At 43.6% G+C, this 13,742-nt stretch carries 12 protein-coding genes; 8 read left to right on the top strand and 4 right to left on the bottom strand.

Features of this window, described 5'->3' with window-relative positions:
• Positions 1–89 precede the first annotated feature (89 nt).
• Complete coding sequence (gene astB / locus EYR97_RS21585) at positions 90–1,430, bottom strand: N-succinylarginine dihydrolase (protein WP_131095822.1); 1,341 nt, start codon at positions 1,428–1,430, stop codon at positions 90–92.
• Positions 1,431–1,780: 350 nt separating this feature from the next.
• Here astB and topA point away from each other — a divergent pair, with 350 nt between their 5' ends.
• The 3 genes from topA to EYR97_RS21570 all read left to right on the top strand — a co-directional run bounded on the left by topA (position 1,781) and on the right by EYR97_RS21570 (position 5,774).
• Positions 1,781–4,438: a type I DNA topoisomerase gene (gene topA, locus EYR97_RS21580; protein WP_131095821.1), complete on the top strand. Its 2,658-nt coding sequence runs from the start codon at positions 1,781–1,783 to the stop codon at positions 4,436–4,438.
• A 143-nt stretch (positions 4,439–4,581) separates the two neighbouring features.
• Positions 4,582–5,133, top strand: coding sequence for a DUF2058 domain-containing protein (locus tag EYR97_RS21575; protein WP_131095820.1), 552 nt, complete (start codon positions 4,582–4,584; stop codon positions 5,131–5,133).
• Between the two features lie 11 nt (positions 5,134–5,144).
• A complete protein-coding gene (locus EYR97_RS21570) occupies positions 5,145–5,774 on the top strand; it encodes a GNAT family N-acetyltransferase (protein WP_131095819.1) in 630 nt (209 codons plus the stop codon).
• Between the two features lie 43 nt (positions 5,775–5,817).
• Here EYR97_RS21570 and EYR97_RS21565 read toward each other — a convergent pair whose 3' ends face one another.
• A complete protein-coding gene (locus EYR97_RS21565; RefSeq protein ID WP_131095818.1) occupies positions 5,818–6,813 on the bottom strand; it encodes a pyridoxamine 5'-phosphate oxidase family protein in 996 nt (331 codons plus the stop codon).
• Between the two features lie 2 nt (positions 6,814–6,815).
• Positions 6,816–7,472, bottom strand: a complete 657-nt coding sequence (locus EYR97_RS21560) for a glutathione S-transferase family protein (protein WP_131095817.1) — start codon at positions 7,470–7,472, stop codon at positions 6,816–6,818.
• Positions 7,473–7,714: 242 nt separating this feature from the next.
• On the opposite strand from EYR97_RS21560, the gene EYR97_RS21555 reads away from it, so the two are divergent.
• The 5 genes from EYR97_RS21555 (at position 7,715) to EYR97_RS21535 (ending at position 12,815) form a co-directional block, all read left to right on the top strand.
• The gene (locus tag EYR97_RS21555; protein WP_242635158.1) at positions 7,715–8,623 is read left to right on the top strand and encodes a LysR family transcriptional regulator; all 909 of its coding nucleotides are present in this window, start codon (positions 7,715–7,717) and stop codon (positions 8,621–8,623) included.
• A 152-nt stretch (positions 8,624–8,775) separates the two neighbouring features.
• Positions 8,776–10,245, top strand: coding sequence for a tRNA 5-hydroxyuridine modification protein YegQ (yegQ, locus tag EYR97_RS21550; RefSeq protein ID WP_131095816.1), 1,470 nt, complete (start codon positions 8,776–8,778; stop codon positions 10,243–10,245).
• A gap of 1 nt (position 10,246) precedes the next feature.
• On the top strand, positions 10,247–10,498 hold the full coding sequence (locus EYR97_RS21545; RefSeq protein ID WP_131095815.1) for a YfhL family 4Fe-4S dicluster ferredoxin: 252 nt from the start codon (positions 10,247–10,249) through the stop codon (positions 10,496–10,498).
• A gap of 207 nt (positions 10,499–10,705) precedes the next feature.
• On the top strand, positions 10,706–11,155 hold the full coding sequence (locus EYR97_RS21540) for a GNAT family N-acetyltransferase (protein ID WP_131095814.1): 450 nt from the start codon (positions 10,706–10,708) through the stop codon (positions 11,153–11,155).
• A 151-nt stretch (positions 11,156–11,306) separates the two neighbouring features.
• On the top strand, positions 11,307–12,815 hold the full coding sequence (locus EYR97_RS21535) for an amidohydrolase family protein (RefSeq protein ID WP_131095813.1): 1,509 nt from the start codon (positions 11,307–11,309) through the stop codon (positions 12,813–12,815).
• Positions 12,816–12,923: 108 nt separating this feature from the next.
• On the opposite strand, the gene EYR97_RS21530 is transcribed toward EYR97_RS21535, so the two are convergent.
• Positions 12,924–13,556 carry an RpiB/LacA/LacB family sugar-phosphate isomerase gene (locus EYR97_RS21530; RefSeq protein WP_131095812.1) on the bottom strand — a complete coding sequence of 211 codons (633 nt, stop codon included), beginning with the start codon at positions 13,554–13,556 and terminating at the stop codon, positions 12,924–12,926.
• Positions 13,557–13,742: the final 186 nt, after the last annotated feature.

The following is a 13,742-nucleotide window of genomic DNA, read 5'->3' as shown; positions in this document are numbered from 1 at the left end:
GTTAACACCTGCCGGCTTTCTTTTTATACCTACATTAGCAAATGTTGAAGGTGCCTACTCGACGTTTGAAGTAGACAACAAAATATTCGCTAGTCTTGTTGGAACGGATACACAGAACCTAATTTTAGTAGCTGAGTGAGTTCGTCTAAAGCTGTGCGAGATTCAATAAGTAATTGAGGATCGCGAAGGTCGTCTTCGGTTAATTGGTCGCGATAGTGTTTGTCTACCCACGCATTTAATCGCGCAAATTGAGCATCGTTAATAAGTGTATTTTGGTTAACGGCCGCCAATTCTTGATCGTTCATAGCAACGCGCAGACGTAAGCAAGCAGGGCCACCGCCGTTACGCATACTTTGTTTAACATCAAAGTAGTTAACTGACTTAATGGGGGTACCAAGCGTTACCACTTTGTCTAAATAGCGTTTAACGGCGTCATTTTCTTCGCACTCAGTGGGCGCAATAATGGTCATTTCACCACTAGGAAGGGTAATTATCTGCGTGTTGAACAAGTATGTTTTAACCGCATCTAGCACAGAAACTTCATCGGTAGGTACTTCGATAAAATGTAGTGGCTCTTCACCAAACTTGGCCTGAAGCTCTTTTAGGCCCGCTTCCTTTTGATAAAACGCTTGCTCGTGGAAGAACAAAACGTTTTGGTTTCCTACGGCTATAACGTCGTTGTGGAATACACCTTGGTCGATAACGTCTGGGTTTTGCTGCATGTACACCACGCCGTCGTCATCTAATCCGTGAAGTCTCGCCACAGCTTGGCATGCCTCGAGAGTTTGACGTGCTGGGTACTTTTTCGGTGCAGGTTTGCTGGTGTCAAAAGCGTGGCGACCATACACAAATAATTCCACACCTGCTTGACCGTAGTTGCTGCATAAGCGCGTATGATTAGCAGCGCCTTCGTCGCCAAAGTGTTCATTGTCTGGCAAATGAAGGTGATGAGCAAAGTGTTTCTCGTTGGCAAACGTACCGCGCAAAATATTACCGGTAACACGTGGCTCTAATGAGCGGTGAAACTTGTTAGTGAGGTTAGCAGGGGTAAAGTGAACACGACCATCAGCAGTATCGGCGCTAGGAGACACCGTGGCAGCATTTGCCGTCCACATGCTACTAGCAGAGCAACATGCTAAGAAAATCTCGCGAGATTGCTTTGCAGCGCTTTCTAGCACTCGTGCATCTGAGCCGGTAAAGCCTAAACGACGAAGAGCCGCAATGTCGGGGCGTTCTTGCGGGGCCAAAACCCCTTGGACCATACCCATGTCTGAAAGCGCTTTTGCTTTGGCAAGCCCCTGTTTGGCTGCTTGCTTTGGACTACTCACTGCATTTGCATTGTTGAGTGAAGCAACATTGCCAAACGATAATCCGGCATAGTTATGGGTTGGGCCAACTAGGCCGTCAAAGTTAACTTCAAACTGCTTCATACTTTCCCTCATTATTTGTGTTTTGGCGTTTGACCACTACCCTAAGTGAATAGTTGGCAAGGCAAACGATGCACTTTTTATTACCCCAAAATCGGCTTTGGGTTAGGTTGGAATGGCTGGCATTATACGGCTTTTAAAGGCAAAGCCAATCGCGCTGGTTATAAAGTGTACAGTTTTTGCTCGCGTTTGAAGCAGAGAAAAGAATAAGTATGAAGAAGATCTTGTTTTCCATTCACTTTGTAGATATATGTTAAAAAAGAGCGGGTACCCTATAAAGAGTAAGAGGTTGCTCCAATTTTCAGTATTTGACGTAAATAGTCATTTTAAATCAATAGGTTTAGTTCAATTATATGGCAAAATCACTGGTCATAGTCGAGTCACCAGCCAAAGCGAAAACGATAAATAAATATCTCGGTAAAAATTTTATTGTAAAAAGTTCGGTTGGCCATGTTCGTGATCTTCCTACGAAGGCGTTAGGCAAAGTCGAACCTAAAAAACCGGCAAAAGAACTCAAAGCATTGAGCGAAGAAGAAAGACAAGAGTACCTTCGCCGTCACGAGTATTTGAAGCTGGTTGATAGGATGGGTGTCGATCCTGAAAAAGATTGGCAAGCACACTATCAGGTGCTGCAAGGTAAAGAGAAAGTTGTTAACGAACTTAAAAAGCTTGCTAAAGACGCCGACACTATCTATCTCGCAACCGATTTGGACCGCGAGGGAGAGGCTATTGCATGGCACTTACAAGAACTATTGGGTAAGAAAGACAAAACTTATCAGCGTGTTGTATTTAACGAAATCACCAAAAACGCGATTCAAGATGCGTTCTCATCACCCGGTGAGCTAAACATTTCACGTGTTAATGCACAACAAGCCCGTCGATTCTTAGACCGTGTAGTGGGCTTTATGGTTTCTCCATTGTTGTGGAAGAAAGTTGCCCGAGGTTTGTCGGCAGGTCGCGTGCAATCTGTGGCTGTGCGCTTGGTTGTCGAGCGTGAGCGCGAAATTAAAGCATTTGTTCCCGAAGAGTTTTGGGATGTTCACGCCGATCTCACCAGTAAAGGTAAAGACGCACTACGCATGCTGGTTGCCAAATATCAGGGCAATGCCTTCAAGCCGAAAAACAAAGCTGAAACCGACATGGCATTAGCGGCCCTAGAAAATGCGGCTTACACAGTTGAAAGTCGCGAATCTAAACCCACGCAAAGCCGTCCGTCAGCGCCGTTTATCACGTCTACATTACAGCAGGCCGCCAGCACGCGGTTGGGTTTTGGTGTAAAGAAAACCATGATGATGGCACAGCGCCTTTACGAAGCTGGTTACATCACTTACATGCGTACAGACTCAACCAATTTGAGTCAAGAAGCCCTAGACAGCGCTCGCGCCTATATCTCTGATAATTTTGGCAACAAGTATTTGCCTGAATCGCCTATTCGCTATGGCAGCAAAGAAGGTGCACAGGAAGCGCACGAAGCCATTCGTCCGTCAAATGTGAATATTAGCGCAGCAAGTTTAGGCGACATGGAGCGCGATGCGCAGCGTTTGTATGAGTTGATTTGGCGTCAATTTGTTGCGTGTCAAATGACACCTGCAAAATACGATGCAACGACCATTAAAGTTGCAGCAGGTGACTATGAATTAACCGCGAAAGGCCGCGTGCTTAAATTTGACGGTTGGACACGTGTACAGTCGCAGTTGCGCAAGAAAGGCGATGAAGAATTGATGCTGCCTGACGTGCAAAAAGGCGATGTGCTTAACCTCAATGCGCTAGATCCTAAGCAGCACTTCACCAAACCGGTAGCGCGTTTCAATGAAGCATCATTGGTGAAAGAGTTAGAAAAGCGTGGCATTGGTCGCCCGTCAACCTACGCGAGTATTATCTCTACCATTCAAGACCGTGGTTATGTGCGTCTTGAAAACAAACGTTTTTATGCGGAAAAAATGGGTGAGATCGTCAATGACCGCTTAATGGAAAACTTTGACGATTTGATGAGCTTCGATTTTACCGCGAACATGGAACAACAGCTTGATGATATTGCAGAAGGCAATAAGAATTGGAAAGACGTTCTAAACGATTTCTATAGTGGCTTTTACGGTAAATTACTCAATGCTGAAAAAGACCCTGAAGAAGGCGGTATGCGTCTAAATCAGGCGGTTCCCGCTGGCATTAATTGTGATAAGTGCGGCCGTGAAATGAACGTACGCACAGCCTCGACGGGCGTTTTCTTGGGATGTTCTGGTTATAATCTGCCACCTAAAGAGCGCTGCACCAACACCATGAATCTGACACCTGGCGATGAAGTGGTTAAGGTGGATGATGAGGAAGAGTTAGAAACCGAAGCATTGCGCTCTAAGAAGCGTTGTCCTAAGTGTGGTACTGCGATGGACAGCTACCTTGTTGATGAGACGCGCAAGTTACACGTTTGTGGTAATACTCCAACATGTGATGGTACGTTGGTCGAGTCGGGTACCTTTAAAATTAAAGGGTACGATGGCCCAATTATCGAGTGTGATAAGTGTGGCAGCGACATGGAGCTGAAAAACGGTCGCTTTGGCAAATACTTCGGCTGTACTAACGATGAGTGTAAAAATACACGTAAGTTATTGCGTAATGGTGAAGCTGCGCCACCAAAAGAAGATCCCGTTGATTTACCAGAATTACCGTGTGAGAAATCTGACGCGCACTTTATGTTACGTGATGGCGCTTCGGGTATTTTCTTAGCGGCACATAATTTCCCTAAATCACGTGAAACACGTGCGCCGAAAGTGGAAGAACTTGCTCGGTTTAGGGACAGAATTTCGCCGAAATTCTATTATTTGGCCGACGCGCCACAAACCGACCCTGATGGTAACCCTGCAATAGTTCGCTACAGCAGAAAGACCAAACAGCAATATGTGATGTCTGAAAATGACAGCGGTAAAGCGACAGGGTGGTCTGCATGGTATGACAACGGTAAGTGGCAAGAACAAGCGGACAAAAAAGCGTCAACTAAGGCGAAAGCGAAAAAATAGTTGTCGAATACACGGCGTTACATACATTAAAATAAGCCCGAGTTTACTCGGGCTTATTATTTTACTAGATTACTGTTTTACAAAATTGCAGAAATTCAGATTCGAGTTATCCCGAAATCCATCAAAGTGGTAGAGATTCAGATATGGCTTCACTTCAAGATCAGCTATTAAAAGCGGGCTTGGCAGACAAAGCGTCCGCTAAGCAAGCGCGTGCAGATAAGCGCAAAAAGCAAAAGCAGAAAAATAAACAAAAACAACCAGTTATTGACGAGACGGCGCTTGCTGCACAACAAGCGGCTGAAGAGAAAAAAGCGCGCTCTCGCGAGCTCAATCAGCTACAACAGCAAGAGCGGGAAAAGCGTTCAATTGCTGCGCAAGTACGCCAACTTATTACCGTTAATAAGCAAACCCGAAGCGGTGATACAGTGTTAAACTTTACCCATGACAATGTGGTTAAACGCATGTATGTCAGTGAAGACATGCACAAACAAGTCACTAAAGGGCGTTTAACCGTTGTATTACTTGACGATGCCTATGAGTTAGTACCAACACCTGTGGCAGACAAAATTGCACAGCGTGACGAGGCGTCGATAATTTACCGTGCTGACTTAGATAAGAGCGGAAACGACGGAAAAGATGAAGACGAAGACGACTGGTATGCCGATTATGAAATTCCTGATGATTTAACCTGGTAATAGTTTCGTCAATGGGGACTTCTGAGGCGTTAAAACAATGTTGTATTGGTGGCGTGACGTATCAACTTGTTACGCCGTCTGCGCATTTTGAGTCAAGCTATCATGAATATATTGTTGAGTTAGGCAATGAAGAGCGCTACCCGTTTGTTTTAGATTTTGATGCTACTGATTTTCAAGCATATCTGGCGCGTGTAGAAGATTTTCGGCAAGGTGTTAATTTACCAGATGGCTATGTAGCAAGCACCACGTACTGGCTAGTTTGTGGTAATACCCTATTGGGTGTAGCTAATTTACGGCAATATTTGAACACCGTTATAGCCCATGTTGGTGGACACGTCGGCGTGGGAATTAGACCTTCATGCAGAAGGAAAGGGCTAAGTCACTTATTGCTGAAATGGGTGTGTGAAATAGCGTCAGAACAGGGAATTGGTGAGCCAGTTTCAGGGAGTGACTCTGCTAAAGCAACACAGCCACATCATCAACAAAGCAACAGTACAAAGCATCTCCACGTGCATTGTTATACCTCTAATACGGCGTCTAAGCGAATGATCAAATCCGTTGGTGGTGTACTTCACTCTACCGTCTTAGTTAATAGTAAACAGGGAAGCACATCAGTCAGCCGATTTATCATTGGTATCTAGGCGTTTATGCCGTACTTCATATTCCTAAGCTTTCCATCTCATATTATAGAGCACTCCACGCGCCTGTTCTCTCAACAGATTTTGAGTACTCACTAATGGTGTGACGGTAAGGGTAAGCACCTCGCACAATATAAGTATGATTAACATCTATGCGAAGAAATCGCTCAGCGCCTTCGTAGTTCGGTAGTGTGGCGGTATCCCACAAAATTTCAGCCTTTCCTTTCAGAATAAAGAGTGTTCCTGTTATATCATCAATGAAGCAAAGACCTACGCGACTGTCTAGTTGAATATTACCTAAAGTATTAAAAAACTTATTCCCACTGAAATCGGGGATGAGTAACTGACTGTTTTCAACGTGTATAAAACCAGGCTTTCCACCGCGATGTGATACATCGATACCTTCCTTGGCATGGTTACCTAGACGGTTGTGACGAGACGCGATATAAAAGGTGTCTGCATTAGTGATTGTGCTTGAAACGTCAGTGGGTAATCCATACCGATATTCCAGTTGTGAAAATGTGGCTACTGAACCTTCGGTTGATTGCTGCTCTGCTAACGTTTGGCGTTTGTGTATGTACTGTGGGCAATTACCAAAGCTCTGTTCTACGTCTAATTGAAACAATTCGTCACAGCGATGGCCTATTACGCCATTTAGACGATTTCGTCTACGTGTAGCTAACTCAACACCAACTAACCCAAACTTGCTGCCTTGGCGACAGTCTAGATCAAGTTGGGTTTCTATGAGGTGCCTTGACGACGGTGCTAAGGAGAGTACTAAGCGTGTTTCAGAAGGAGATTGAACAAACCCCTCAACTCCCCAAATTGGCAGTGCAACTGGATGACCTGTAGCGTCAAGTAATCCTAACATCATAAAAGGGCCTGATGCGAAGAAATCTCTGTGTTGCTTTGGCATAAAAGGGCGAATAAAGCCCTGTGTATTTTTAGCAATAGTTGATGCTAAACCTAGGGTGTTTTGAGCAAATACTTCGCCCTTGTGAAATACACTGTTATCGTCTTTTGGGGAGTGAAGGAATTTCATAGTTACGCTCTTACTTCTGGTATGTCAGAGCTTGGCATTGGAACAAAGCCCGGGGTTGATTCAATAGTGGCGATCCATTTGTTAAGTGTGGGATATTTATCAAGAGAAATACCACCTTCAGGAGCGTGAGCTACGTAGCTGTACATCGCAACATCTGCAGCAGTAAGTCGGTTGCTCACTAAGAAAGGGGATTGTTGTTTGGCTAGATGGCTTTCCATGGTGCTAAGTAATGCCGTTGAAGCAGCCAAGGCACTGGTAGCATCAATTGTTGCTCCAAACACACTCTCTAAGCGTGCCAGTGCTGGGCCGCGGGCCAATTCACCAGCAGCGACAGAAAACCAGCGCTGAATATTCGCGCGTTCTGTGGGAGTGCTACCAAGCCATTGGTTCGGATCGCTTGCATAGGAAGTCGCAAGGTAAATCAATATCGCATTAGAGTCAGAGACAGCGGTATTGTTATCTATAATAACAGGCACTTGACCAAAGGGATTGAGTGCTAAAAATGCGTCGTCTTTGTGTTCTCCAGCTGCCATATCAGGGATTACTGCTTCAAAAGGGATATCAAGCAGGTGCATGAAAAGCGCGACTTTGTGGCAATGACCTGATTTAGGATGATGATATAGCGTAATATTTGCTTCTGTTTGCGTTTGTTGCGGCATGACGACTTCCTCGTATAGTTAGTTTAATATTCAATGGGAGTTATGTGATAATTCCGAACCTCCCCTTACTGCTTACCTCTACATCATATTGTTTCTTTAATTGCTTATAATTGGCTTTATTTGAAAAATATTATTTCAATTATTGTAATTATTTGATTTGAGGTGTAGTAGATGAAGAGTAAGAAGCACTAGCTCATCGAAGCGTTATGTTTGAACAACTGCGCGACTCTGAAGGAGATACAATGGATAAACTGTTTGCAATGAAGGTGTTTATTGCCGTTGAAGCAAATAATGGCTTTGCGAGTGCGGCTGAGTCGTTGTCTATTTCCGCGCCAGCGGCAACCCGTGCGGTTTCAGCACTTGAAACGACGTTGAACACTAAGCTTTTTCATAGAACCACCCGCCGTATTAGATTGACAGAAGCGGGAAGACTTTATTTAGTTGAAGCCAAACGACTTCTAGAAGACTTAAAAGCACTAGAGGCCAAAGTCACTGGGGCGCATTTAGCGCCGGCGGGTGAGATTAATGTTACGGCGCCAATCTTATTTGGCGAGCGCTATATTACGCCAATCATTGCTAAATTCTTGGTCGACTTTCCTCAAGTGAGCGTAAATGCTTATATGTATGATCATATTATTGATTTAATCGAGCACAATATTGATGTTGCCATTCGCATCGGTAAACCCAAAGATTCGTCGTTGTACGCCACTACGGTAGGCTATGTGGGAAGAGTCACTTGTACGACACCTCAATACCTTGCAAACAATCATCCAATTCACACTCCTGAAGATCTCAAGCACCATAGCATTGTGTACCCGACGAGCTTTAACGAACCTGCGGTATGGACATATCACAAAGAGGGCAAGGCTCAGGCAATCAAAGTTAAACCCCGATATCAGTGCAACCAAAACAGAAGTGCTATTGAAGCAGTGAAACACGGTTTTGGTGTTACCCGATGCATGTCTTATCAGGTTGCTGATGAACTGGCTTCTGGAGAATTGGTTAGCGTATTGACTGACTATGAAGATGCCATACTACCCATTCAAGCGGTGAGTTTAGAAGGGCGTTACAATCAAGAAAAAGTGAAACAGTTTATTGGATACGTCAAAGAAGCACTGGGCAACAATAAGTATCTAAATGCTAGGAATTAGCACTTATTGACTTAAACATACTGCCCGAGCTAATGAGCAATAGGTCAATATTTTGATCTTAATCAAAGCGATGTTAAGTAGGGGTTGTGGTAGCGTGAAGGGGTTACTAGAATCCGCCGACTTTTATTAAAGCGTCTAGTAGCGGTTTATTTATGCAGTCACACACTCAATCACCATCTTCGTCACAGTTGTCGATAGCCCCTGAATTATTAGCCCCAGCAGGAAGCCTTCGCAATATGCGCTATGCTTTTGCTTATGGTGCCGACGCCGTATATGCAGGGCAACCCCGTTATTCTTTGCGAGTCCGAAATAATGAATTTAGCCTTGAAAACTTGGCTGTCGGTATAAAAGAAGCTCATGCTAAAGGTAAGAAGTTTTATGTGGTCAGTAATATCGCACCGCACAACAGCAAAATTAAAACGTATTTAAAAGACATAGAACCTGTAATTGCCATGCAGCCTGATGCGTTAATTATGTCTGACCCCGGTCTTATCATGTTAGTGCGAGAAGCTTATTCCTCTATGCCTATTCATTTGAGTGTGCAAGCCAACGCGGTGAACTATGCAACGGTTAAATTTTGGCAAAAGCAGGGTATTGAGCGCGTTATTCTATCTAGAGAATTATCGTTAGAAGAAATTGAGGTTATTCGTCAGGAAGTGCCAGAAATGGAACTTGAAGTATTTGTTCATGGCGCACTATGTATGGCGTATTCTGGCCGCTGTTTGCTGTCAGGTTACATGAATAAACGAGATCCTAATCAAGGCACTTGTACAAATGCGTGCCGGTGGTCTTATGATGTCAAATCTGCAACAGAAAATGAAACAGGCGACATCGTAGAAGCTAATGTGAGCAAAACCGGTGTGAATATCGCTACGCCGAAGAGTATCGATGTTGAAAACATCACTCCCACGTTGGGATTAGGTGCGCCGTCTTCAGAAGTCTTTATGCTGGAAGAAAAAGAAAAGCCCGGTGAATTAATGCCTGCATTTGAGGATGAGCACGGCACCTATATTATGAATTCAAAGGATTTACGCGCAGTTCAGCACGTTGAACGTTTGACGCAAATGGGAGTTCACAGCCTGAAGATAGAAGGGCGTACTAAGTCACATTATTACTGTGCGCGCACAGCGCAAGTCTATCGCAAAGCAATTGATGATGCTGTGGCTGGAAAACCGTTTGACTTAAACTTGATGACGAGTCTGGAAACACTGGCGCATCGTGGCTATACCGAAGGTTTTTTACGTCGTCATGTGCACCAAGCTTATCAGAATTACGAATACGGCCATTCAGTGAGTGACAAACAGCAGTTTGTAGGCGAGGTGATTGGTCGTTGTGACAAAACCGGTTTTGCTATTGTTGATGTAAAAAATAAGTTCTGTGTTGGCCATTCACTGGAACTAATGACCCCAAATGGCAATATCACCTTTGTATTATCAGAGATGGTAGACAAGAAAGGAAATGCCATTGATGATGCAAAAGGTTCTGGACATCAAGTGCGTATACCAGTGCCGAGCGATATAGATCTTGATTTTGCCTTGTTACTTCGAAACTTAGATACTGGTGTAGATACACGCAACCCATTCAGGCAAGTACAGAAAACTAGTGCGGAGCCAGCTAGCTAATATGGCGCTAAAAATTCTAGATACCTGTATTAACTGTGATATGTGTGAGCCTGAGTGCCCGAATCAAGCCATTAGTATGGGAGAGAAGGTGTATGAAATTGACCCTCTTCGTTGTACAGAGTGTGTAGGGCATTATGACGCCCCCACTTGTGTAGCAGTATGCCCAATTGATGTGGTTAAGCCTGACCCGCTCTACACGGAGTCTTTGGATGAACTGGCTGAAAAGTTTGTCAGGTTGAATGAAGGTACTTAATGTGTAAACAGTAAGTAGCAAAAAATGCTCTTGGCGCATTATCATAATATGCGCTGGTTACATGGGTAAAAACATTATGGCCTTAATGTGTTTAAGGCCATTTTTTTATATGTGATATCACATACAACCTTGTATTTTAAAGTGCCTAAGGCATTATCATTAGCCATATACCTTCGTACTGTTAATAAGAAATAAAATAGAGATAATATGGTTTCTTGGAAAGCACTCAAATTTGAAGAGCTCTCAAACAATGAACTGTTTGATTTGTTTAAGCTACGAGTTGATGTCTTCGTGGTCGAGCAAACCTGTCCTTACCCCGAACTTGATGAGAAAGATCGTCATCCAGAAACACGTCATTTACTGGGTATTCAAAACGATGAGTTAGTCGCGTGCGCGCGTTTGTTACCAGCAGGGCTTAGTTACCCCAGTGTTAGCATTGGCCGCGTTGCTACATGCAAGTCGTTTCGAGGAAAAGGCGCTGGTAAGCGTTTAATGGGGGAGGCGATAAGGCAATGTGAGCTGCTATGGCCACATCAGAGCATAGAAATAGGGGCCCAAGAGTATTTAAAAGATTTTTATGAGAGTTTTGGTTTTGTTGAAACTTCAACTATGTATCTTGAAGATGATATTCCCCATATCGATATGAAAAGATCGTAGTTTTCCCACCTTTCAACTTGCATGTTAGTATTTTTACGTAATGTCTTGTAACGTTTTACGGTTAGCGATTTTTTCATTTTTTGTGATAGCTTCGTTTTCTAGAAATCACGATGAGCTTAAATACTAAGCTTGATTTGTTACAGGATAACTGATGCGTAGCATAGTACTTATAGCCGTTATACTCTTTCATGGCTTTTCCATTTCACAAGAGCAGACAATTATCGAAAATATCAGCATTGTGTCGCCACACCTTAGTGGGCCAATGCACAATGCCACGGTAGTGATAACGAGTGGCAAAATTACATCGATTATGTCACCAGATCAGGTATACAAGCACCAGCCAAATAAACAGCCGCAGACATTGCAAAGGAATATTATCGATGGTGAAGGGTTATATTTAGTTCCAGGGATCATGGACAGCCACGTTCATGTTTCCTCAATTCCCGGTATGGGGTTTGGGGTAGAGCCTGTTGCACAAAAGCATCAGGAACTAGCAGAGGCTTATTATCAACAGCAGCCGGCAAGCTTTTTATATCATGGCGTAACTCAAGTCTTAGATCCCAACCCAGGTCTTAATTGGTCTCGATTTACGGAAACTAGCGCACATCCAGATTTCTTCCGATGTGAAGTCGTTGCGTCTAAAAATACATTTCCGTTGGTAGAAAAAAACGATGAACTTTCTAAAACTATGTTTACCTACCTAGTAGATGAACAAGCAGGTAAAAATACTGAAAACTCTCCCGAATCCATAGTGCAGCGCATCGCATCTTCCGGTGCAACATGTATAAAGCTTTACTTTGAAGATGGTTATGGGAATGAAAGTTATTGGCCTTTGTTGTCTGATAGCACGCTTAAACGTATTAGAACCGCTGCGACTAAGTATGATTTATTGGTACTGGCACATGCCAATGCTGTTGATATGTATGAAAAAGCCATAGAGTATGATGTTGATGTAATTGCTCACGGTTTGTGGAATTGGAATGAGTTTGCAAAAGAAAATGACGTACCACCTCAAATGGCTACTATTCTTGATGCGCTTAGAGAAAAAAGCATTGGTTATATGCCAACACAGCGAGTCATTGCCGGTTTAGGTGAATTGATGCTAGAGAATTCACACAAAGCCACTGAATTTAAGAAGGTTACACCTAAACCTCTACTGGAATGGTACAGCCAACCAGAAGCCCATTGGTTTAAAGATGATATGAGACAAGGGTTTGATGGGTTACCTGACGAAGTGATTGCGCGGATTTTTCTGACAGGAAGGATTAATAAAGGTGAAAAGGTCATGCAAATGCTCAATCGCAAAGAGCATCCCATTTTACTCGGTTCTGATTTTCCAGGTAGCCCAAGCTTTGCTAATCAACCGGGCTTAACTACATTTTTAGAAATGAAAGCCATGGCAAACGCTGGTATTTCATTGTCAGATATTCTAGAAGCCTCGACCATTAATAATGCTCGTCAATTCAAACTACAAGAGCACTATGGCACGGTGGAAGAGGGGAAGGTTGCTAATTTATTACTGCTTAACCAAAACCCATTGGAAACCATTGACGCGTGGAATGACATTAACCAAGTGATTTTGCACGGAGATGTGTTTGAGAGAGACAGCTTCGCTGCCGACAAAACAGGTATCAATGGCATCAGTATTAATGAAGAATAATAAGGGGTGAAGATTTTATGAATTTGCTCAATAGCGAGGCTCGCGTAATAAGCACTCTGCGGTTAACAGCAGAGTGCTATACATCTTTAGTACATGTGTTTGAAAGGTTTAAATATGCGCTTTTACGAAAGTTGCAATTTCATCATCTTGGCAGTGCTCAAAGAAACACGCTTGAAAACGCGGGCCGCCAACCGCTTGACGAATTAAATCCTTGTCTATGCTCTTAAGTGCATCCAAGTAATCTTTTGCGATATCAGCTTTAAGCTGATTCAATATACCTGCATTCGTTACTTGTGACTCTTTGCGCTCTGCAGGGTAGCCTTGCCCTTTAACACCGGTAAACGCTTTTTCAAACATATAGCGAATATTGAGCTCTGCGCCCCAACCAAAGCCTTTCGCAAATGGAATAGCCAGTGCGTTGCCATTGTTAATTTGTGCAAACAAATAAGCATCAGAAGGGTCGATACAGTAGCCACAAACCACTCCTGGGAAAGCATTAGATGCCATTAATGCACCTTGGCCTGTGCCGCAGCCTGTTACCACGAAATCAACAGCTTTACTGTTTAGAAGTAGGCTTGCCATAATACCTAGGTGTATGTAGGTTAGCCTGTGGTCGTTGTCAGAGTCCATCCCCACATTGAATACTTGGTGGTTCTGTTCATTTGCAACAAGTTCAAGCTGCTCCAATACAATAGGATTTTTTGCGGCTTGGCTAAATTCATTCATTAATGCAATTTTCATTACGGTTCCTTATTAATCGATTAATCGTTGGAAGTGAGAGTTGCGGCAAAACCATTTATGCCCTCAGGTGTGCGAGTAACGGGTTGAATGGTGCCATCTTCATTAAAACTGTAAGTATTCGGCCGCGCTGTGTCGTTGGCGCTTATGGCAACTAGAGTCGGCGGCTTTTATCCAGCGGTGATAAAA

The organism is Alteromonas sp. KUL42 (assembly GCF_006538325.1).
GTDB lineage: Bacteria > Pseudomonadota > Gammaproteobacteria > Enterobacterales > Alteromonadaceae > Alteromonas.
The sequence above is the reverse complement of the archived record's forward strand: the minus strand, read 5'-3'. Positions and strand labels throughout refer to the sequence as shown.